Source organism: Streptomyces zaehneri (genome assembly GCF_032248645.1).
Classification (GTDB): Bacteria; Actinomycetota; Actinomycetes; order Streptomycetales; family Streptomycetaceae; genus Streptomyces; species Streptomyces coriariae.
This window is the reverse complement of record NZ_JASTTJ010000006.1, coordinates 122,227-144,845: the sequence shown is the minus strand read 5'-3', so window position 1 is coordinate 144,845 and position 22,619 is coordinate 122,227. Positions and strand designations below refer to the sequence as shown.

Here is a 22,619-nt window from a genome sequence, read left to right as displayed (position 1 = left end):
CTCATCCGGCCCCTGACCCACCGGCCGTCGGATCTCGCCCTTCCGTCCGGGCTCGACATCACCCCGCCTTGGCCGGCTCAGGGCGTGCCGCCCTCGTCCGGCTCCTCCGGCTGGATCCGTGCCGCGGCGGGTCCTGCCCACCCCGAGCCTTCGCGCCAGGCCAGACCGACGCTGAACGCCCGGTCGGCGGCGTCGGCGGCCCAGACTTGCGCCGGTGCCTCCGGGAGTACGACGACCAGGTACTCGGCAGGTCCGTCGGGGTGCAGGCAGGATGCTTCCAGCAGGTGGAGGGCGGCCTCGCGGATCCGCTCGTACTCCGGGGGACCTTCGGCCAGGACGTCGAAGAGGGTGGTGCCGTCGGGGCCGTGCGTCCAGGCGTCGGCGTATGCGCTGTCGCCCACTTCGTCGAAGCAGTCGTAGAGATCGGCCAGCAGCCGGTGTCGCAGGCCTTCGTGGACGCGGTGCGAACGAGCGACCCGCTCGCGTTCGACGACCGTGCCGGCCAGGTCGGGTCCACCCGCCGGGTCCGTGACGGCGCCCGTGACGTCCCCGGCGGTGCTGCTCGTCGACATGTGGTCCCTTTCCTGAGGGGGTTCGCCTCGTCCTGTCGGCTTGCCCTCGTGTGCGGGTTCGTCGGCCGGTGATGCCGCGAAACCCCGGTAGATCTCGGTTCCGGTCCGGCGGACCGTCGTCAGGACTCGGCCGTCGGACCGCAGCCACCACTGGCCGTGTTCGCCCTCGACGACCGGGCGCTGCCCCACCCGTTCGACGCGGCCCGTCTCCAGGTCGGCCGCGAGGTCCTCCCGTAGTCGCCGGACGAACTCCGCGTCCGGCGACTGCGAGCACTGGGCGAGACGCTCGAACGTGATGCAGGCCCCCGCGGTGACGTGCAGGTCCGGGATGCTCAGGCCGCGCACGGCGGTGTCGTCGGGCAGGCGGGGGCCGGCGTCGGCCTCCGGCGCGGTGAGTGCGGATCGCCGTGCGCCCCGCGCCTGATGTCCGACGCGAGAGGGCACTCCCGCCGCCACCTGCGCGAAGCTGCGCTCGGGATGGCCGGTCAGGTACGCGGTCACGGCGCGAGCGTCCGCGTCCAGCACCAGCCGGTAGCCCTCCAGGTCCAGGAGCCATCCGTTCTCGGTGCGCAGGTGGCGGCCCCCGGCCAGGAACGGGGCCAGCATCGCGTGGAGTTCGACGGCGGCTTCACCGAGGCTGCCCCGATGCCGGACCACGAAGGCGCCGCACGCGGCCGACGTGATGCGGATGTCGGAGACGCGTTCCGGCGACAGTTCCAGCCGGGACTCGGTCACACCGTCCTTGGGGACCCCGAGGTAGCTCCTGCCCAGGGACGCGGGCTGCGCGGTCCGGAAGCCGCCGCAGCCCGGTTTCCGGCACCATCCGTCCGGCTGCCGCGTCTCGTTCTCGCACCTGGCCCCGTCCACCCGATAGCGGGTGCACAGCCCGGATCCACCGTGCGGGCTCTTCCTGCGACCCACCTGAGCCATGAACTGCCTCGGAGTCGGCACGGGGTTCCCCGGCCCTCCGAGCCACCGGGGCAGCGGGCGCTGGTGCACCACGGTCAGGGACTGGGTGCAGCGGGTGAGCGCCACGTACAGGCGACGCGGCCCGGTCACGTCGTCCGCGGCGATCGCCGCGGGTTCCACGACGACGACATGGTCGAACTCGAGGCCTTTGGCCTCCTCGGCGGTGAGCACCGCGACGGTCCCGGGATCCGGCACGGCCGCGACCACTGCCTCTTTCCAGCGTGCCGCCTGCGGGACGATCACCGCGGTCGTACGGCCGACTGCGGCGCCGTCCGGCCCCGAGGCGAGGGCGGTAGCGTGCTCGGCGGCCCGCTGTGCCGGGTCGCCGCCCTGGACCACGGCCACGGCGGCACCCGTCCGTCGCACGGAGTCGGGCACACCGACTCCGGGAGCGCAGTACATGCCGAGCGGGCGCACGTAGTCCATGACCTCGCAGGGCACCCGGAACCCGGTCAGCAGTTCGGCCACCCGCCAGCCGTCACGGCCGGTGAGCGTCGTACCGATCTTCTCCCAGTCCCGGTAGGGAAACGGGCCGGTGGCCTGGGCGAGGTCTCCCAGGACGGTCATGGACCCGCCGGGGCATCGGCGGGCGAGGGCCCGCGCCTGCATGGGCGTGACGTCCTGCGCCTCGTCGACCACCACATGCCCGTACGTCCGCTCGGGCCGCCCGGACAACAGGAACTCCAGCTCGTCAAGGAGGACCAGGTCTTCGAGACTCGGCTCGGCCCCGAACCGGGCGGGTGCGGATCGCGCTCGGCTCTCCTGATGGTCGACGAGGGCGGCCTGTTCGCCGGGGGTGAGGACGCCGTCGGCGGCGGCGGCCAGCACGGGGGCGCCGGACAGCAGGCGGCGCAGTACGTCGCGTGCCGAGAGCTCGGGTGCGATGCGCCGCATGAGGCGGCTGACGGGACGCAGTTGGCGGATGACGTCGAAGTAGTCGCTGTCGGCGGGACCGGGCAGCAGCCCGACGTAGGCCTCGGTGAGATGCTGCACGATCTGCCGGAAGCAGCCCTCTCGACGCACCTCGTAGGGGCTGTCCCCGCGGAGCGCGGCGGCCGCGATGTCGGCGAGTTCCACGACGGGCACCTCGACCTCGCGACGCCGGAGTTCGAAGGAGAACACCGGTCCGCCGACCAGTGCCTCGAGCCGCTCGGCCGTGTCGGTGGTGAGGTTGTCGACGGCGCGCCGCAGGACATGGCTCATCCGCGCGTCGGCCTTGATGACGGCGACGTCGTGCGGGTCGCGGTCGGCGGTGCCGCCCGACCACAACGCGGGCAGGTCGAGCATGGTCACACCGTTGGAGCCGAGTTCCACGAGGGCACTCGCCGCGTACCGCAGGAATCCGCGGCTGGGCCCGAGCACCAGGATGTCGTCGGCGCTCATGTGCCGGTTGTCGAGGAGCCAGCTCACCCGGTGCAGCCCGACGGCCGTCTTGCCGGTGCCGGGCCCGCCCTGGACGACGAGCACCCCGCCGGGCTGCTCCGTCACGAGCCGGAGCTGGTCACGCTGGATCGTCTCGACGATGTCGTGCAGGGCGCCGTCGCGCCCCCGCTCGAGTTCGTCGAGCAGCGGATCGCTCCACTCGGGCTCGGCGAGCTGCCCCGTGGCCTCTTCGGCCCCGTCAGGCTCGTGAAACTCGTCGGGCTGCTGGGACTGTTCGGGCTCGCCCGGCTGACGGTCCTCCCGGAGCTCCTGGGACCGTCGCCCGCTCTCGCCTGCGCGGGCACCGGCGCCGTCCCGGCCGTGCAGGTCGAAGTAACGCCTGACAACGCGCTCGTCGCAGACGATCTGGCGCAACAGCCGCACCCCGCCCGGCTCCTGCTCACTGGTCAGTCTCCACTGGACGGCGGCCGGGGCGCTCCAGGAGATGACGGCGGGGTTGCGCTCCGCGTCGAACACCGCGCGGCGGCCGATGTAGAACGTCTCGGCGCCGGCCCCCTCGTCGACATCGGCCCTCATGAACACGAGGGAGTTCCTGCCGAGATCGAGGCTGTTCAGCTCCCGCCGCCAGGCACGGTTGACGTCGATCGCGTCCTTGCCGCTGGCGGAGGCCGCCACCTCCTTGAGCACGGCGGCCTCGCGTCGCGAGTGTTCGAGGCAGCGGTAGGCGTGGTCGACAGCCCGCTGTTCCATGGCAAGGACATCCGCCCGACGTGCGCGCTTCGCCATGCTGTCCGATCTGCCCTTCTCCTGCGGTTGTACTGCGCCGTTTCCGGAAAAGACCACGGGAGTCGGCGCATTCTTCGACTTCACAGACACCTCTGTGGTTGCTGTGATGCTCGTCACTTCACGCAACGCCGGGAGTCAGCCGACACTCTTCCGTTCCTTGCACCGGTTGGTCTTGAAGTACTCCCCTTGTTGAGCGTCACCCGCCCCGCCCCCCAGGTTGTTGTTCGCGATGATCGAGCCGAACCGTGCGTACACGCGCCCGGCAGAGGCCTGCCGGGCGGCCGCTTCCCATCGGAAGCACCGAAAGATAAGCACCTCACTGAAAGCACTGTCAATCACGTTGACAGATTTGAAGGGTGCTGTAGGTTGTTGACGTCCGCTGCCGAGCGAGACAGAAGCCCGAGAGCCAGGACCCCATTCATGTCCCAGCCATCCGCCCAGGTGACCGCCGCCGAGATCTCCCGCATCGCGGGGGTCACGCGCGCCACGGTCAGCAACTGGCGACGCCGGCACGACGACTTCCCGGCCCCGTCCGGCGGTACGGACAGCAGCCCGCTGTACGACCTGGAGTCCGTGCGTTCCTGGCTCGCCTCGCGCGGCCAGGTCGCCGCGGCGAGTCCCTCGGAGGAGCTGCGGACGACCCTCCGTCTGCATGCGCAGAGCGGCGCAGGCACGTCCGACCTCCTCCTGCTGGTTCTCGCGGCGGCGCGCCGCTCGCCAAAGGAGCTGACGGCCGCCGCGCTGCTGCCGGACCCGGACCTGGTCAGCCGCGCCGAGCGCGAGGTGGCCACCGTGGCCGACACCGTGCCGGTCGCGGACGCCGTCCGCTTCAGGGCGGACGACACGGCGGTGCTGCGCGCCCTGTACGCGTGTGTACGCGACGAGGGCGGCCAGGCCGCGCTGGGCGTGCTCGCCGAGCGGGAGCTGGAGGACAGCGCCGCGTCCGGCGCGTACCGGACCCCCGAACCGCTCGCGGACCTGCTGGCCGGCCTGATCCCCGGACCGCCGGTCCGCGTCCTCGACCCGGCCTGCGGCAGCGGCACCCTGCTGGCGGCCGCGGCCCGGCGGGGCGCACGCGAGCTGTACGGCCAGGACACGCTCCCCGTGCAGGCCCGGCGCAGCGCCGTGAGCCTGATGCTGACCGCTCCGCGGGCCGAGGTCACCGTGCGCGCCGCCGACAGTCTCCGCGCGGACGCCTTCCCCGGCCTCGTCGTCGACGCCGTGCTGTGCAACCCGCCCTTCGGCGTCCGCGACTGGGGTCACGACGAGCTCGCGTACGACCCCCGCTGGGCGTACGGCGTACCGCCCCGCGCCGAATCGGAACTGGCGTGGGTGCAGCACGCGCTCGCCCACCTGACGCCGGGCGGCCACGCGGTCCTGCTCCTGCCGCCCGCCATGGCAGGCCGCGCGTCGGGCCGTCGCGTACGGGCGGAGCTGGTACGCGGCGGGGCTCTGCGCGCGGTCATCGCCCTACCGGTGGGCGCGTCGGTTCCGCTGCACGTCGGTCTCCAGATCTGGGTGCTGCAACGTCCCGAACCGGGCGGCCCGGAGCGCAAGTCGGTGCTGTTCGTGGACGTGGCGGAGACGTCGTCGCCGGCGGGTACGGGGGGCGACGGCACGGCCACAGGCACCCGCGCCCGGGGCACCGGGAGCCGGTCCGCCGCGCCGGACTGGGCCGAGCTCACGGCGCGGGTCCTGGGGGTGTGGCGGGCGTTCACGGAGAACCCGGACACGTTCGAGGGCGAACCCGGGGTCGCGCACGCGGCGGGCGTCGTGGACCTGCTGGACGACGTGGTGGACCTGACCCCGGCACGTCTCGTACGGGCGTCGCGGGCCGAGGTCGATCCGGCGGAACTGTCGGCGGAGGTCGACGCGGCCCGGCGGGACCTCGTCAAGGCCGCGAAGTCGCTCGCGCGGACGGCCGCTCACGAGGAGTGGGGCAGCGCGGGAGCCGCGGCACGCGAATGGCGGACGGCCACGGCGTCCGACCTCTCGCGCGGCGGAGCGCTCACCTTCCTGCGGACGGCGCCGGAGGGTGCGCGGGGCCGCGCGGAAGAGGCGGAGCGGGCGGACCGGGCGGAAGCCGGGGACGCGAACCCGGAGGCACCCGGTGCGCGCGCCGTCCTCACCGGCGCGGACATCGCACGCGGGTCGGGCCCCACGGGCGACCCGTCGGAACTGCGCAGCGCCGTGGCGCCCCTGGTCGCCGTCGGGGACGTCCTCGTACGAGCGGTCGCGAACGGGGGCGGACCGATGGCGCGGGTCGCGGGCGAGGAGGACGCCGGCGCGCTGCTCGGCCCCCACGTCCACCTCTTCCGGCCTGATCCGGCGCGCCTGGACGCCTGGTTCCTCGCCGGGTTCCTGGGCGCGGAGGAGAACATCGCGGGCGCGTCGACGGGCAGCACGGTCCTGACCGTCAGCCCGGGTCGACTGCGCGTGCCGCTGCTGCCGTTGGAGGAGCAGCGCCGGTACGGAGAGGCGTTCCGGCACGTGCACGCCCTGCGGGCCGAGGCCCGGCGGGCGACGCGCCTGGCGGAGGAGACGGCCCGGCTGCTGGCGGGCGGCCTGACCGGGGGGCAACTGCTTCCCGGGCGGGACGCGGCGGGCCGGGAAGCGGCGGGACGGGAAGCGGTGGGCCGGGAAGCGGTGGGCCGGGACGGCGAGGCAGCTCACCCGCAGGGGGCCGGTTCACGGCATTCGACATACGGCCCTTCATCCACATAGACCACACTTGTCGGCACCCGCGCGGCTCATGCCGCGGCGCGGTGGGGGCGGGACATGCGGGACATCTCGGAAAGGAATTCGGGGATTCAGTTGAACAGCAGTAAGCACACGGAGTTGGCGAACCACGCGTGGTCCGTCGCCGACCTCCTGCGGGGGGACTACAAGCAGTCCGACTACGGCAAGGTCATCCTGCCGTTCACGGTGCTGCGGCGACTGGAGTGCGTGCTGGAGCCGAAGCGCGAGAAGGTCGCGGAGCTGGCGGCCCAGTACAAGGACAGCGACATCGACCCGGACGGCTTCCTGCGCCGGGCTTCGGGCCACTCCTTCTACAACAAGTCCGCCCTGACCCTGAAGAAGATCGCGGCGGACCCGCAGAACGCGGCGAAGAACCTCCACGTGTACGTGGGCGCGTTCTCGGACAACGCGCGGGGCGTCCTGGAGCGGTTCGAGTTCGCCCAGCAGATCAAGCGGCTCGACAGCGCGGGCCTGCTCTACCAGGTCATCGGCAAGTTCACCGACCTGGACCTGCGCCCCGAGATCGTGCCCAACCACAACATGGGCTACATCTTCGAGGAGTTGATCCGCCGCTTCGCCGAGCAGTCGAACGAGACGGCCGGTGAGCACTTCACCCCGCGCGAGGTCATCAAGCTGATGGTGAACCTCCTGATCGCCCCGGACGGCGACGCGCTCCACGTCCCCGGCGTCATCCGCACGGTCATGGACCCGGCCTGCGGCACGGGCGGCATGCTCTCGGCGGTCGAGGACCACATCAAGGACTACAACTCCGACGCCACCGTCGAGGTGTACGGGCAGGAGCTGAACCCCGAGTCCTGGGCGATCTGCCGGTCCGACCTCATGATCAAGGGCCAGGACCCGGAGAACATCGCGTTCGGCAACTCCTTCTCCGACGACGGCCACGCCCGCAGGTCCTTCGACTACCTGCTGGCCAACCCGCCGTTCGGCGTGGAGTGGAAGAAGGTCAAGGAGGACGTCGAGTTCGAGCACAAGTCGCTCGGCGACTCCGGCCGCTTCGGCGCGGGGCTCCCGCGGATCAACGACGGTTCGCTGCTGTTCCTCCAGCACATGATCTCGAAGATGAAGCCGGTCGACGTGAACGGCGGGGGCGGCTCCCGCATCGCGATCGTCTTCAACGGCTCGCCCCTGTTCACGGGCGCGGCGGGCTCCGGCGAGTCGGAGATCCGCCGCTGGATCCTGGAGAACGACTGGCTTGAGGCCATCGTCGCGCTCCCCGACCAGCTCTTCTACAACACCGGCATCTCCACGTACTTCTGGATCCTGACCAACCGCAAGAACCCCGACCACAAGGGCAAGGTCGTCCTGCTGGACGCGCGTGACCAGTGGCAGAAGATGCGCAAGTCCCTCGGCGACAAGCGCAAGGAACTCGGCAAGGACCACATCGCCACGGTGACCCGGCTGTACGGCGACGCGCTCACCGCCGCCGCCGACCCGGAACACCCGCTCCACGCCAAGGTGAAGGTCTTCGCCAACACCGACTTCGGGTACCAGCGGATCACCGTCGAACGCCCGCTGAAGCTCCGCTTCGAGGTGACGGAGGAGACGCTGGCGGCACTGGCCGCGTCGAAGCCGGTGCAGAAGCTGGAGCAGTCCGAGGACTTCGTCGGCGCGGTGCGTACGCTGCTGGGCTCGTCGTGGGGGACGAAGTCCGAGGCGCTGGTGGCACTCAAGGACGCGGTGGTCGCGGCCGGGCTGCTGTGGCCGGCGGGCGCGCCGTTCGCGAAGGCGGTACGGGAATCGATCGGCGTCCGGCACCCGGAGGGCGAGGTCCAGCGCATCAAGGGCGAGGCCGAGCCGGACTCGGAGCTTCGGGACTACGAGAACGTTCCGCTGGGCGAGGACGTCGAGGAGTACCTCAAGCGCGAGGTCCACCCGCACGTCCCGGACGCGTGGATCGACCACACCAAGACGAAGGTGGGCTACGAGATCCCGTTCACGCGACACTTCTACGTGTACGAGCCGCCGAGGCCGCTGTCGGAGATCGACGCGGAGTTGAAGGCGCTGGAGGCGGAAATTCAGGGGCTGCTCGGGGAAGTGACGGAATGACGGACGCATGTCTCCCATACGGGAGCGCCCTTCCCGGAACCTGGGCTGCGGTCCCGCTCAAGTACCTGGCCACACTGACGAACGGTTACGTCTTCAACTCCGGTCAACGGAGCGACACCGGCACCCCGATCATCCGAATCGAGAACCTCAACGGGTCGTCGCGCTTCAACCACTCCGAACTCAGCCTCCCAAATAGATACCGGGTCGATTCCGGTGACTTGCTGTTCTCTTGGTCGGGGAACCCCGGGACCTCGTTCGGCCCCTACCTGTGGACCAAGCACGGCAAGCACTACCTGAACCAGCACATCTTCAAGGTCGGTGTCTTCGGCTGTGATCCGCGGTGGCTCTACTGGGCTCTAATGGCGGCCACCCGCTGGATCGAGCGTGAGCTCACGAGCGGCATGATCGGTATGGTTCATGTCACCAAGGAAGACTTGTCAGGCGTGCCCATCCCGGTCCCACCGGTCGAGGTGCAGCGTCGCATCGCCGACTTCCTCGACGCCGAGACCGCCAACATTGAACGGCTCATTCAGCTCCAGCAACAAGTCATGCAGAGGCTCGATGAGCGCGAATCGGCCCAACTCGATTCAGCAATCGACAACCTGATGAACGAGTGGGGAACAGTTCCCCTTCGTCGATTCCTCCTGGGCATGGAACAAGGCACAAGCCCTCAAGCTGACGCCTTCCCGGCTGGTCCCAATGAATGGGGAGTACTCAAGGTCAGTTGCCTCCGCCCCGAACGCTTCTTTCCAGACGAGAATAAACAACTACCTGCCGAGATCAAGCCGGATCCGCGCCATGAGGTTCGAGAAGGTGACCTCCTTATCACGCGAGCCAATACGCCCCAGCTCGTCGGCTCAACTGCGGTCGTCCCTCATGTCCGGAGCAAGCTTCTACTGTCAGACAAGATCTTCCGAGTTCGCTTGGACGCGCGCATCTCGGCTGAATTTGTGGCCACCCTGGCGCGAGGACGACGGATTCGCGATCTCTGCGCGGCTGCATCGAACGGGGCTTCCCAATCCATGGCTAACATCCGCTTCGAAGAAGTCAAGGGGTGGCCGATCCCGGCCGCCCCCCTGGATGCGCAACTCGACCTGGTCAAGCGCGTCGGCCAGCAGCGGTCGAATCTCGATGCCTTGCGTGACAAGGTCGCACGGCAAGCTACGTTGCTCGCCGAACGCCGCCAAGCCCTCATCACCGCTGCCGTAACCGGGCAGTTTGACGTCTCCACCGCCAGTGGCCGCAACGTAACGGAAGGACTCCAGGGATGAGCCCCGTGCACGACGAGTCCGCCTTCGGGGATGCCATCGTCGCCGCTCTCTGCGAGCGGGGGTGGCGTGAGGGGGATCGTAAGAAGTACCGGGCCGATCTCGGTCTCGACACCGATGAGCTGTTCGCGTTCATCCGCGAGACGCAGCTCGACGAGTGGAACGACCTTCTCAGCATCTACGGCGGCAACAAGAGCGAGGCCGAGCGCGGCTTCGTGCAGCGTCTTGACCGGGCCATCGCCGACGACGGGCTGCTGCACGTCCTGCGGAACGGGGTCAAGGATCGCGGGATCCTCCTCCGCGTCGCCTATTTCAGGCCGAATCTGGTCGCCGCCGAGAACGTCCTCGACGACTACCGGGCCAACCGCCTCACCGTCGTCCGGGAACTCCCCTACGCCACCAAGCAGGCCGACTGGGGCCACCTGCTCGACCTGGCCCTGTTCCTGAACGGCATCCCGGTCGCCACGGCCGAGTTGAAGAACCCGCTGACCGGGCAGGGCGTCGAGCACGCCAAGGAGCAGTACCGGACCGACCGCGACCCGACCGAGCTGATCTTCACGCGCCGGGTCATCGCGAACTTCGCCGTCGACCCGGACCTGGTGTTCGTGACGACCCAGCTCCGGGGCAAGAGCACGAGGTTCCTGCCGTTCAACACCGGCTCGAACGGCCCCGGCCAGCCCGGCGGCGCGGGCAACCCCGCGCCCACCACCTTCGGGACGTACGCCACCTCCTACCTCTGGGAACAGGTCTGGCACCCCGAGAACTGGCTCGACCTCCTCCACCGCTTCGCGCACCAGCAGAAGCACAAGACGCCCGGCGGCGGCACCACCAAGTCGACGATCTTCCCCCGCTACCACCAGTGGGACGTCGTCCGGAAGCTGACCGCTCACGCGTCCACGCGGGGCACCGGCCACAACTACCTGGTCATGGCGTCCGCCGGCTCCGGCAAGTCGAACACCATCGGCTGGCTGGCCCACCGCCTGAGCGACCTGCACGCCCGCACCGACCCGCACTCCCTCGAACCCGAAGCCCTCGCCGGTGGCCGCATCAAGCCGGGTGAGCCCGTCTTCGACAAGGTCATCGTCATCACGGACCGCCGCAACCTGGACGCCCAACTCCGGGAAACGGTCGGCAGTTTCTCGCAGACCGACGGCCTGGTCGTGAAGGTCGACGAGAAGCACGGCGCGAAGAGCGAGCAGCTCGCGCGCGCCCTGTCGCGGGACACCGGCAAGATCGTGACCGTCACCCTGCACTCGTTCCCTGCGCTGCTCGACTACATCAAGCGCAACCCGACCGAGATCAAGGGCACGCGCTTCGCGATCGTCATCGACGAGGCGCACTCCTCGCAGTCCGGGGACGCGGCCACGGCCGTCAAGTCCGCGCTGCGGGAACTCGGTCTGGACTCCGACTCGGAGGACGAGGGCGCGACGACCGTCACGCTCGGCGACAAGCTCAAGGGGAAGGCGGTGGAGCGGTCCCGGGCCACGAACCTCTCCTACTTCGCCTTCACCGCAACGCCCAAGGCGAAGACCCTCGAACTCTTCGGCACCGAGAGCACGGAGAACGGCAAGGCGGTCTACCGCCCCTTCCACACGTACTCCATGCGCCAGGCCATCGAGGAAGGCTTCATCCTCGATCCGCTGCGCAACTACGTCACGTACGCCACGTACTGGAAGCTGGTGAACCAGAACCCGGACGAGAAGGAGGTCGACCCCTCCAAGGCCAACAGCCTGCTCGCCCGGTTCGCGCTCACGCACGAACACACCGTGTCCCAGCACGCGATGGTGATCGTCGAGCACTTCGTGACACACACCCGTGGCCGGCTCGGCGGGCGGGCCAAGTCCATGGTGGTCACCGCGTCCCGGCAGTCGGCCGCGCAGATGGCGCGAGCGATCAAGAGCTACATCAAGGACCGTGACTACGACACCAAGTACCCCGACCTGGGCGTACTCGTCGCCTTCTCCGGTTCCCTCACGATCGACGACCAGGAGACCACCGAGACCAAGGAGAACGGCGGTCTGCCGGAGGGCGCGCTGCCGAAGGCGTTCGCCTACACCCGCGCCGACGACAAGGCCGTGAAGGCCGGCGGCAAGGGACAGCAGGAGTACAAGATCCTGGTCGTCGCGGAGAAGTACCAGACCGGCTTCGACCAGCCGCTCCTCACGACGATGTACGTCAACAAGACGCTCACCGGCATCTCCGCCGTGCAGACCCTGTCCCGCCTCAACCGCACCGCCGAACGCAAGTCCCAGGCCGACCTGGCCGTTCTGGACTTCGTCAACGAGGCCGAGGACATCCAGGAGGCCTTCCGCCCGTACTTCGAGGAGGCGACGACCCTCCCGTCCGACCCGAACCTCCTCTACACGGCCCAGAGCCGCGTCATGTCCGCGCCGGTCATCTCCGAACAGGACATGGACGAGTTCGCCGCCGCGTACTTCGAGGCCAAGGAGAAGGCGGCCGGTTCACAGGCCAAGTGGGAGAAGCTGCACGCCGAGCTGTACCGGCTCCTGTCCCCCGCCGTCACCCGCTTCACCAAGCTGATGGACAGCGAGGAGGAGGACGAGGTCGAGACCGCGGAGGAGTTCCGCGCCAACCTCAACGACTACGTCCGCAAGTACGGCTTCCTGGCGCAGATCGTGCCCTACCAGGACCCCGACCTGGAACGGCTGCACCTCTACGGGCGCTACCTCCTCAACCGCCTCCCCCGCAACGCCGACGGTGGCGTCGACATAGGCGAGGTCGACCTGAGTCACCTGCGCGTGGCGAAGACCGGCGAGCACGACGTGTCCCTCAACCCGGAGGGCTCGGCCGAGCTGAAGGGCTTCGGCGACGGCACCGGCGGTGCGAAGGACGCCGAGAAGTCGCTTCTGTCCGAGCTGATCGACAAGTTCAACGCCAAGTTCGGCACGGAGTTCACGGAGGCCGACGTCCTTCCGGCGTTCAACGCCACGAAGGAGGACCCGAAGGTCCGGGCCGCCGCCGTCGTCAACGACGAGGACAACTTCGCCGTCGTCTTCGACAAGAAGTTCAACGAGTACATGATGGATCACGTGTCCACCATCGACACGCTCGGCAAGCGCTACTTCGGCGCCGACCGCAGCTTCAAGTCCAACCTGGACCGGAGCGCGCGGCGGGCCGCCTGGCGGATGATCCGCAGCGAAGAGGGTCTGGACGACGTCTGACGCGTGCGGGGCCCGGCGTCGTGCCGGGCCCCGCACGTCGTACGTCCCTCAGCGGCCGACGGCCAGCCGCACGAACCCGGCCCAGGCGTCGACGCCGACAGCGAGCACCGATCCGTCGACCTGCTTCGAATCCCGCACCAGCACGGCATGTGAGGCTGCGGCGACCTCCAGGCACTCGCCGCCGTTCCCTGTGCTGTAGCTGCTCTTGAACCAAGCGGCTTCGGGTACAGCCGCCTTGATGCGCTGCACGCTCATGCCTCTCCCATCAGTTGCTCGATGAACGCCGACGACTCGCTCGGCGTCAGGGCCTGTGATCGGAGGATGCCATAGCGGGCTTCGAGCGTCCGTACGTACGCAGGATCGGTGTAGAGGCGGCTGTCGTCCTGAATCTCCGCGTACGCGATGCGCTCCCCCTTGTCGGTGTCGATCAGAGTGAACGGGCCTCCCAGTGCAGCATGGTCCTCCCGTCCGAAGGGCATTACCTGCACCTCTACGTTCCGGGACTGGCCCGTGAGAAGGATTTGTTCTAGCGCCCCCTGCATGATCTTGCGACCGCCGATCGGCCTCCGTAGTACCGCCTCTTCGATCACGAAGCTCATCAACGGTGCCGGACGCCGGCTGAAGATTTCCTGACGGGCCAGCCTCGCTTCCAAGCGCTGCTCGATCACCGCGTCTTCGAGCAGTGGCCGCTGCATCCGGAATACGGCTCGGGCGTACTCCTCCGACTGAAGCAACCCTGGCACGGCATAGACCGCATACAGGTTCAGGGCCGCAGCCTTTGCCTCCAGCCCCGCCGCGTCCCGGAAGAACGCCGGATACTGAGCCCGCCCCACCTCCTCCTTCAGTGCCTTCAACACGCCCCCGGCGTCCAGCACTTCGTCCGCACGGTCGATGAGTTTGGCCTGCGGCGTCCGGCGGCCCTGCTCGAAGGACGCCACCGACTCGGCCGAGTAGCCGACCCGCTTGCCGAACTCGACCCGGTCCAGGCCCGCGCGCATCCGCAGCAGCTTCAACTGCCGTCCGAACGCGCCCACCACCCCGGCCCCCGGCTCGTCCTCCGGTCGCCGCTGCTCCGCCTCGTCGTCCCGCACGGACACCGCCTCGCTTCTTCCGCTCCCCGCGTATCGCCACGTACACGGCGCGTACCGCCGCGTACGAAAGCCCGCGTCGGCGCGTCACCCCTCGTCACGCTACGCCACAACCCGCCACCGTGAGTGCATGAACAGCACAGAATCCCTCGCACCGGTATGCCACTTCGCGATGCGGTTCAGCTCCACGCCCCGCGGCGCGCGGCTAGCCCGGCGCATGTGCGGCGAGCGGCTCGACGCGTGGGGCATCCCGTTCGGCAGCGATGCGCACGGCGTACTGACGCTCGTCGCCGCCGAGTTGTGCGCGAACGCCGTACGGCACGGACATGTCGCGGGCCGCGACTTCCATGTACGGCTCAGCGGCGCGCCGGGCCCCTTCGCCACCACGACCGTACGCGTCGAAGTGACCGACACCCGAGGCGAACGCCTGCCCACCCCGGTTCCCGCAGCCGCGGCCGTCCGCGCCTCCGCCTCCGCCCCCGGGGACCGGACGGACGACGGCCCGCGCACCGGCGGGCGCGGCCTGCTCCTCGTCGATGCGCTCGCCGACCGCTGGGGCTGCACGCCCCGCGTGGACGGGCCCGGTAAGACGGTGTGGGCGGAGTGCGTCGTACCTGGCGGGAACCGGTAGCCCGGCTGGACTCGGGAATCCCGCAGGCGCGAAACTGACCCCCTGACCACAGCGGACGCTCACGGGGGGCGGGGACGGGTGCCGGAAGAACCGATCGCGGGGCGGTACGAGCTGCTCGAACAGTTCGGCCACGGCGGCATGGGGGACGTGTGGCGCGGCTATGACGCCGTGCTGGACCGGCCCGTCGCCGTGAAACGCATCCGGCCCCAGTCGGTGACGTCACCGCACCTGGCGGAGGAGTTCGAGAAGCGGTTCCGGCGGGAGGCGCGGATCACCGCGCGGATCCAGCACCCGGGCGTTCCGCAGGTGTACGACGCGGTGCTCGACGAGACGTACGAGCAGCTGTACCTGGTCATGGAGCTGGTGGACGGGGTGCCGCTGCCCGCCTACATCCATCCGCAGCGCCTCCTGCCGGTGAGCTGGGCGGTGGCCGTGGCGGCGCAGGTGGCGACCGTGCTGTCGTACGCGCACGACGTGCCGGTGGTGCACCGGGACCTGAAGCCGGGAAACATCCTCGTCGCGCGGGACGGGACGGTGAAGGTCCTGGACTTCGGCATCGCCGCCATCCTGCGCTCGGACGTCACCAAGCTGACCGCGACCGGCAGTCCCATCGGCACCTACCAGTACATGGCGCCGGAGCAGGTGCGCGGCGCGCGGGTCACGCCGCACACCGACCTGTACGCCCTCGGGTGTGTCCTGCACGAGCTGCTGTGCGGGCGGACGCTGTTCAGCGGGGACAGTGAGTGGCAGTTGATGACGCAGCACGTGCAGGCGGCGCCCACGCCCCTGCGGCAGCTGCGCGCCGACGTGCCGTCCGCGCTGGAGGAACTGGTCCTGCACCTGCTGCGCAAGGCGCCCGAGGCGCGTCCCGGGGACGTGCAGGAGGTGTACGAGCGGCTGCGGCCCTTCCTGCCCGCGCCTGGTGAGCCGTCCACGGCGGAGGAGGCTGGGCCCGTCGGCGCTCCGGACCCGACCGGGATCTTCCGCCGCCCGTACGCGCCCCGCGCGCGGGCCGGCGCGGGAGCGACCGCCCGCAGCGGCTCGGCACAGGCACCGGGTGCCGTCGTGCCCGCACCGCTTCCCGAAGCGCTGCGCGACCAGGTGCGGGAGGTGCACGCCCACTACGCCGCTCTCATGGAGGAGGAGCGGTACTCGCAGGCCGCGGAGGTGGTCGGTGAGCTGATCGAGTCGGCGGCGCGCTCCCTGGGCTCCGAGAACAAGGTGGTGCTCGGGCTGCGCAGGCGGCGGGCCTTCAGCCGGCAACTGGCGGGCGACTACCGGGCGGCGCTGCCCGAGTTCGAGGCGCTCGCCGAGGCCTACGGCAGGATCAGCGGCCCGGCCAGTGAATCCGCTCTCGACAGCCGGGCGCAGGCGGCCCGCTGCCGGGGCGAACTCGGTCAGGTCACCGAGGCGTTGGCCGGTCTTCAGGACGTCCTGGAGCTGGTGCGGGCCATCGGCGGCGACATGAGCGAGGACGCCGTGGAGCTGCGCCGGGACATCGGCATGCTGCTGCTCGCGCAGGGCCGGACGGCGGACGCGTTCCACGTCCTGGACCCGCTGCACTCCGACCTGTGCATGGTGCTCGGGCCGGACGACGAACTCACCGCCGAGGTGGCCGAGACCCTGGCGGTGATCCGTCTGGATCTCGACGGCGGCCCGGCCGGTTCACCCACCTGACCTGGTCGTTCTTCCTCACCACAACCCGCCGCAGCCCGCCAGGCCCTTAGGATCGCCCCATGCCGCAGCTCGCCTTCGACATCGCGTTCTTCGCCGAACTCCCCAAGCTCCAGCCCCCGGTCAGGAAGGGCGTGCTGGACGCCTGGGAGAAGTTCAGCCGGCTCACCCTCGACCAGCTCTTCAAGGATCCGGGGCTGAAACTGGAGAGCCTGACGCACGCGCAGGACAAACAGATCCGGACGATCCGCATCGACCAGTTCTGGCGCGGTGTCGTCCTCGCCCCGCCCTCCGGGGACACCTTCGTCCTGCTCCGGGTCATGCAGCACGACAAGGCCATCGCCTGGGCGAAGAAACAGAAGTCCAGCATCAACGAGGTGACACGGGCCGTCGAGATCCGGGACGCGGCGACCCTGGACGAGCTCACGCCGGCGTACGAGCGGGTGGCGCGGACCTCTCCGAAGGCGCGGCTGTTCGCGAAGTTCTCCGACGGCGACCTGGCCGCCCTCGGCATCGACGCCGAGACGCTGCGGCAGGCCCGCTCGCTCGTCGACAAGGAGCAGCTGGAGATCTTCGCGCCGCTGCTGCCGCAGGACCAGCGGGAGGTGCTCCAGTACCTCGCGGAGGGCTGCACGGTGGAGGAGGTCTGGCAGGACATCGTCGCGCCGGCCCTCCAGGCGTCGTCGCAGCCGGTGGACACCCAGGACTACGAGACGGCGATCCGGCACAGCCGGGCGCGTATCGCGCTGGTCACGGCCTCCGAGGAGCTGCGGGACATCCTCGAGAAGCCCTTCGCGGCCTGGCGGGTGTTCCTGCACCCCTCGCAGCGCAAGGTCGCCTACCGGGCGTCGTACTCGGGGCCCGCCCAGGTCACCGGCGGGCCGGGCACCGGGAAGACCGTGGTGGCCCTGCACCGGGTCAGACACCTGCTCGGACACCTGCGCGACGGGGACCGCGTCCTGCTGACGACATACACCAACGCGCTCGTCAACGCTCTCCGCTCCGGGCTGGAGTCCCTGGTGGAGGACCCGGAGCTGCGCGCGCGGGTGGACATCTCGACGGTCGACGGCTTCGCCGCCCGTGTCGTCGCCGAGGCACCGGGAGCGGTGGCCCTGCGGCCGCTGATGAACAACGAGGAGGAGAGCCGCTGGGGCAAGGCCGCGAAGGCGACCGGTTTCCCCGGCAGTGCTCAGTTCCTCGCCCAGGAGTACCGGCACGTGATCCTGGCCCAGGACATCAGGACCCTGGCCGAGTACGAGGCGGCGGACCGGCGCGGCCGCGGAAGCCGGCTGGTGGCGGCCGAGCGGCCCCTCGTGTGGGAGACGGTCGAGCGGTTCACGGCCGCTCTGGCCGCGGACGGGGCCCGTACCTGGCTCCAGACGTGCGCGGAGGCGGCCCGGCTGCTGGAGGAGAGGGGCCCGCAGTACCGGCACGTGGTGGTGGACGAGGCGCAGGATCTGCACCCGGCGCAGTGGCGTCTCCTGCGTGCGGCCGCTCCCGCCCGCCCGGACGACCTGTTCATCGCGGGCGACCCGCATCAGCGCATCTACGACGCGAAGGTCTCGCTGAAGTCGCTCGGCATCAAGGTGACCGGGCGGTCGGTGAAGCTGCGCAAGAACTACCGCAGCACACAGGAGATCCTGCGCTGGTCCACCGCCCTGCTCGTCGGCCGCCCGATCGCCGAGTTGGAGGACGCGAACCGCACCGACACGCTGCTCGGCTACCGCTCCGCCCTGCACGGCGACGGGCCCGCCGTGCACACGGCGGCGACCGAGGACGCCGAACTGGACGCGCTCGTCGCCCAGGTGAGGGCGTGGATGGACACAGGCGTGGGTGCCGGGGAGATCGGGGTGAGCGCCCGGTTCAACAAGACGTGTGCGAGGGCGGTGGCACGTCTGAAGGAGTCCGGCATCCCCGCCGCGACACTGCGTGCCGCCGAGTCCGGCGCGGCGGAGACCGAGACCGTGCGGGTGGGAACCATGCACTCGTTCAAGGGTCTGGAGTTCCGCTGTGTCGCGGTCATCGGCGTCAACGAGGACGCCCTGCCGTTCCCGAAGGCGGTCACCCCGCCCGACGTGGACACCATGCAGCACGAGAGCGACATGATGGCCGAACGCTGCCTGCTCTTCGTCGCCTGCACGAGGGCCAGGGACAGCCTGTACGTGTCCTGGTCCGGAGAGCCCAGTCCGTTCCTGGTGGAGGCAGGTGTGTGAAGCGGCAGACTCGCTGATCCGGTTCTGCCTTCGTGACACTGGCAGACTCTCTACTGTGTCTCGCATGCGGGTGCGAACACATGGAAAAGTAAGCAACGCGGGCAGATCAGGTGGAGGCACGGAGTACCTCATGTAGCGGAGGGGGCCAACCATGAGCGCTCAAGACTCGCAGTTCCAAGGTACGGAGATCCTCGAAAGTACGCGTACCCACGTCCGTTGGACTTTACAGAGGCTCTCCGCGCCCACTTCCTTTTCCTGTAGTCAGTGCCAGCGGACGACCACAGACATCGTGGTTGCCATCAAGACCACGAGTTCGGGCAGGAAGCTCGCACACTGCACGGACTGCCACCTGCACAAACTCACCAACGCTGCCGCTCCCCATGAACCCCGCGCGACGACCCGCGCCGCTGCGCCGACGCTCGGCAGCGCGGAAAGCGCGGAATATCCGGAGCCCGCACAGGTCGTGTTGATCCAGCAGCCGGACCCCGGGCAGCCCTACGACGTGGTGGCGACGGAGTCAGCACTGCGGTGGACGTTCGTGATTCGCCAGCGCCATCTGGACCACGGCCACTGCCCGTTGCCCGCGCAGGCCGTACGCCGCATTCGGACGGCGAAAGTGGTGCATCTTCACGACGGTCACGGCTTTCCCAAAGTGCTGGCGGTTTCTCTCGGCAAGAGGATCACAAAAGGGCGCCTTCAGGGCATCCACTGGCCTCATACGCAGGTCGTGCCGGGCACACGGGTCACCGCCGAGCTGGACCGGAGCCGGCTCCGTCTGTTCCTCACCCCTCTGGAACGACCTGTCTTCATCGCGATGAAGCGGCTCCTCTACGAGTACGACGCCCGGATCATCGCCCGGGAACTCCCGACGATCCTGACGCCCGGTGGAGGCCATGCCGCCTCCTCACTCGACCTGCTGGTACAGGAGACGATTCGCAAACTCGGCTACCTCGACGAGGAGGGTCACGCCCTGCTGCCCATGGAAAACCTGATCCGCAACGTTCGAAGCCGCAGCGCATCCGAACGCTACTCAAGCGAAACCCTCCGAGCCTCGGTGGACGGACTCATCAGCCGTAAGCGCCTCACATGGGAAACGGGAAGCTGCGCCGCCGACGGCATCCTCAACTTTCCTGCGTGTCCCGGCGAGAGGCGAATCCGCCTGGTCTGCTACACGCCGTTCGTCCTTCCCGAGCACAAGAAGAAGCAGCCGCGAATCGTGCATCTGCCGAGCGCCTCTTCTCAGCACGGAGTGGCCGGACACCTGATGAGGATCGACCACTTGGGCAAGGAGGCCAGCGACGCCGCCCAAGCCGCGTACACGGAGGCTCACCGGAGCGCCGGTCTCACCGGATCCCACAAGCTTCCCGAGGGACGCACTTACGTGAGACCACACATGCGTGGAGGCAAGTAGCCGGGAACCGGGCGAACATGGGCCGATCGCTATCGAATGCTCTGCAAGAGATGCCCCGTGGCGGTGACGGCCCAGAACGACCATCCATTGCGGTTCGGATTGACGTGCGGATTGAGGGCCTGCACGAGGGCGACTGCCGCCCCGCTGGGACTCTCGTACTCACCTCGTCCGGGGCCGGAGGGGATCGTCACGATGCGGGAGGAAGGGTCGTAGTAGGCGTCGACACGCCGGCCCTCATAGGTCGCGTGGATCTCAATCCCCTGCTCCGTGCGGAGTTCCTGCACTCTCGCTCCGACAAGTGTGGGCGCGGCCGGATCCTCTGCGATCACCTCCTCGTCGGCAGGCAGTTCGTCGCTGACCGGGTGGGCGTCCCTCCCACCGTACGACGGGAGGCCCAACAGCTCGTTGAGGACGTCGGCCAGCAAGCGCCTGCGCCCCGCCAGGAAGTCAGGGAATCGTTCCAGGGACCGCAGCTCGGGATCCTCCGGAATCCACTGTTCTGCCAGGCGCTCCCGCGCGATCCCCGCCATGTACTCTGCGGGGAGCTTCGAGGAGATCATCTTGTTCGTCTGGCCAGTGACGAAGGCCAGATTGGCGAGACTGTTCCACTCCTCCTTCGCGTACGCCGGTTGGACCCGCGCCCGTGGGAACACATGGTGGAACTCGATCTTGGCACCACTGTGCATCGGCTGGTCACTGATGGCGATGTTGGTCGCCCAGTCCCGCGCTCTGCCCCGCAGCGCGGCGATGTAGAGCAGCTTGAAGAACGGATGTGTGGAGTACTTCTGCTCCAGATCCCTCGCTTGGAGGGGACTGTCCACGGACCGCGTGCCTGAGGCGCGGCGGATGAGTTCGACGAACAGGTCCTCTCCCTCCCGCGACCTGATCAACCTGGCCTCCGCGTCCAGCTTGCCCTCGACCTGTAGCGAGTAGTGGCTGAAGCCCATCGCTGTGTACACCCACCTGCGCAGCAATTGCGCCTCACCAGGACGCAGCTTGCCGTCCCGGTGGTGCAGCAGCAAGGCTGGCACGATGGCGACGTTCGGCGACGAGAGGATCTCCGAACGGGGGATCGAGCACTCTCCGCGCAGAAAGTCGACAGCGAAGCGCAGAGCACGCTCGGTGGCCTGCCAGGCCTCCTTCAGAGCGGCTTCGTCCACATCCGCACCGATGAGCTTGATGTGGTGAGCGCCGGTTCCCGCCAGGAGGCTCATCAGACGCAGGACAGCTTCCCGGTTCAGAACAAAATTGCTGTCCTGGAGTTCCTGGTGGAAGGTGTCCATGGTTTCCAGGCCTTCGGCCCAACGGGCTGCGATGGCGCTGTACACGAGGTCGCCCTTGGAGAGCCGTCGACCGCCCTTGTTGAGCCGGGCGAAGAGTTCGGCCACTTCCTCGTAGTCGTCGGACTCGTAGGTGATGACAGCGATCTGGTGATGCCTAATGCTGTTCACTTTCTGCAGCCGCTGCGTCCAGAGGTCGAACTCCGGAGCGTCGAACGGGACCCCCGCCTTGTTCAGGACTTGATAGAACTGCGTGTTCTCCTGCAATAGGGTCGATACCGGGAACAGCAGCGGGTCCTTGCGCTGAATCGCGCTCGGGTTGACGAACTCCTCGGTGCGCACGTCGAAACGCAGGTCGATGAGACGACCGTCCGCCTTGGATTCCGGTCGGTAGACCCAGGCGAGGGAAGTCAGCCGCTGTTGGCCGTCCAGCAGGTAGAGGGGTTGGTGCGCCGACGTGGCGGTCTGAACCACGGCAGCGGTCTTGAAGGGGACGGTCAGGTTGGTCTTCCATAGCAGCAGGGCGCCGACGGGGTACCCGCGATAGAGGGAGTCGAAGAGATCGCGTACATCAGGCCTCATCCAGACGAAGTCCCGCTGGATGGACGGGATGACGACCCTGCCCTTCAGCAGGTCCTCCACTTGGGAGATGATTTTCTCGTTCGCCAGCCCCATGCCGCCCCCAACCTGCGAATACTGTGCCAGACACACAATATCCACCGCCGCCTGCGGCGTCAGGGTTTTGTGCAGGCTGATTCGTTCTCGGGGGCGACACTCCCCGTCTCCCGCCTGCACACGTTGCACAGGTCCTGGACGCGGTGCCCGATCTGTTCCGGGCCCGCGGCCGCCGCTGTCGAAGCTGCTCCCTGCTCGCGCTGTGCACGCTCGCAGTCCTAGGCGGAGCCACATCGGGACTGCTTCGCCCGCTTCGCCGCCGACAGCAGTCCCGAACCGTGCCGATGCCTCCGGTTCACCTCAACCACACCGAACATCAGCACCCTTGACCGAATCCTGGCCCGACCACGCCACCGCGCTTCTCAATCTCACGGAATGAAAGCACGTCGGCCCTGTCTGGGAAGTGGAACCTCACGCGCAGCCGACGCGACAGCCGGGCCAAATTCATCCGCGCCGTCAAATCACAGGGCAGATCACCGCGGAACGGGCACGCCAGCAACACTGCCGGACGGTCACGAGCGGTCAAGGCTAGTCTTTCAGCGATCCCTCGGAGCTGTCCCTGCCTTCGCCCATTATCCTGGCGCCGACAAAGACCGCACCTAGGGCGATTGCAGCACCTGCGCTGACTGCCACCGTCCTGAGCCCCGCCTCCAGGAATTTCTTGCTCTCGCTGTCCTTCTG

At 68.9% G+C, this 22,619-nt stretch carries 12 protein-coding genes; 8 read left to right on the top strand and 4 right to left on the bottom strand.

What is annotated here, in order from left to right:
* Positions 1–77 precede the first annotated feature (77 nt).
* On the bottom strand, positions 78–3,674 hold the full coding sequence (locus QQM72_RS12495) for a HelD family protein (protein WP_314220914.1): 3,597 nt from the start codon (positions 3,672–3,674) through the stop codon (positions 78–80).
* 456 nt (positions 3,675–4,130) lie between these two features.
* Here QQM72_RS12495 and QQM72_RS12490 point away from each other — a divergent pair, with 456 nt between their 5' ends.
* The 4 genes from QQM72_RS12490 (at position 4,131) to QQM72_RS12475 (ending at position 12,966) form a co-directional block, all read left to right on the top strand.
* On the top strand, positions 4,131–6,434 hold the full coding sequence (locus QQM72_RS12490) for an N-6 DNA methylase (protein ID WP_314220913.1): 2,304 nt from the start codon (positions 4,131–4,133) through the stop codon (positions 6,432–6,434).
* 90 nt (positions 6,435–6,524) lie between these two features.
* Complete coding sequence (locus tag QQM72_RS12485; protein WP_314220912.1) at positions 6,525–8,516, top strand: type I restriction-modification system subunit M; 1,992 nt, start codon at positions 6,525–6,527, stop codon at positions 8,514–8,516.
* Entirely contained in the window at positions 8,513–9,787 is a 1,275-nt protein-coding gene (locus QQM72_RS12480) for a restriction endonuclease subunit S (RefSeq protein ID WP_314220911.1), read from the top strand. The genes QQM72_RS12485 and QQM72_RS12480 overlap by 4 nt, the downstream gene beginning before the upstream one ends.
* Positions 9,784–12,966 (top strand): type I restriction endonuclease subunit R, encoded by a 3,183-nt coding sequence (locus QQM72_RS12475; protein ID WP_314220910.1) that lies wholly within the window; start codon positions 9,784–9,786, stop codon positions 12,964–12,966. Before QQM72_RS12480 ends, QQM72_RS12475 begins: the two co-directional genes overlap by 4 nt.
* 48 nt (positions 12,967–13,014) lie before the next feature.
* Here the strand turns inward: QQM72_RS12475 and QQM72_RS12470 are convergent, their stop codons facing one another.
* Both QQM72_RS12470 and QQM72_RS12465 read right to left on the bottom strand, forming a co-directional pair.
* On the bottom strand, positions 13,015–13,221 hold the full coding sequence (locus QQM72_RS12470) for a DUF397 domain-containing protein (protein ID WP_314220909.1): 207 nt from the start codon (positions 13,219–13,221) through the stop codon (positions 13,015–13,017).
* Positions 13,218–14,057, bottom strand: coding sequence for a helix-turn-helix domain-containing protein (locus QQM72_RS12465; protein ID WP_314220908.1), 840 nt, complete (start codon positions 14,055–14,057; stop codon positions 13,218–13,220). Before QQM72_RS12465 ends, QQM72_RS12470 begins: the two co-directional genes overlap by 4 nt.
* Before the next feature lie 127 nt (positions 14,058–14,184).
* Here QQM72_RS12465 and QQM72_RS12460 point away from each other — a divergent pair, with 127 nt between their 5' ends.
* From QQM72_RS12460 to QQM72_RS12445, 4 genes are all read left to right on the top strand, one after another.
* The gene (locus QQM72_RS12460; protein ID WP_314220907.1) at positions 14,185–14,685 is read left to right on the top strand and encodes an ATP-binding protein; all 501 of its coding nucleotides are present in this window, start codon (positions 14,185–14,187) and stop codon (positions 14,683–14,685) included.
* Positions 14,686–14,763: 78 nt separating this feature from the next.
* Positions 14,764–16,362 (top strand): serine/threonine-protein kinase, encoded by a 1,599-nt coding sequence (locus tag QQM72_RS12455; protein ID WP_314220906.1) that lies wholly within the window; start codon positions 14,764–14,766, stop codon positions 16,360–16,362.
* A gap of 59 nt (positions 16,363–16,421) precedes the next feature.
* A complete protein-coding gene (locus tag QQM72_RS12450) occupies positions 16,422–18,572 on the top strand; it encodes a UvrD-helicase domain-containing protein (RefSeq protein ID WP_314220905.1) in 2,151 nt (716 codons plus the stop codon).
* 289 nt (positions 18,573–18,861) lie between these two features.
* Complete coding sequence (locus QQM72_RS12445) at positions 18,862–19,983, top strand: hypothetical protein (RefSeq protein WP_314220904.1); 1,122 nt, start codon at positions 18,862–18,864, stop codon at positions 19,981–19,983.
* A gap of 29 nt (positions 19,984–20,012) precedes the next feature.
* Here the strand turns inward: QQM72_RS12445 and QQM72_RS12440 are convergent, their stop codons facing one another.
* Positions 20,013–22,067, bottom strand: coding sequence for a GmrSD restriction endonuclease domain-containing protein (locus QQM72_RS12440; RefSeq protein WP_314220903.1), 2,055 nt, complete (start codon positions 22,065–22,067; stop codon positions 20,013–20,015).
* Positions 22,068–22,619: the final 552 nt, after the last annotated feature.

Coding starts and splice junctions, on each gene's coding strand:
- QQM72_RS12450 (WP_314220905.1), top strand. CDS start 16,422: ATGCCGCAGCTCGCCTTCGACATCGCGTTCTTCGCCGAACTCCCCAAG.
- QQM72_RS12470 (WP_314220909.1), bottom strand. CDS start 13,221: ATGAGCGTGCAGCGCATCAAGGCGGCTGTACCCGAAGCCGCTTGGTTC.
- QQM72_RS12495 (WP_314220914.1), bottom strand. CDS start 3,674: ATGGAACAGCGGGCTGTCGACCACGCCTACCGCTGCCTCGAACACTCG.
- QQM72_RS12460 (WP_314220907.1), top strand. CDS start 14,185: ATGAACAGCACAGAATCCCTCGCACCGGTATGCCACTTCGCGATGCGG.
- QQM72_RS12480 (WP_314220911.1), top strand. CDS start 8,513: ATGACGGACGCATGTCTCCCATACGGGAGCGCCCTTCCCGGAACCTGG.
- QQM72_RS12475 (WP_314220910.1), top strand. CDS start 9,784: ATGAGCCCCGTGCACGACGAGTCCGCCTTCGGGGATGCCATCGTCGCC.
- QQM72_RS12490 (WP_314220913.1), top strand. CDS start 4,131: ATGTCCCAGCCATCCGCCCAGGTGACCGCCGCCGAGATCTCCCGCATC.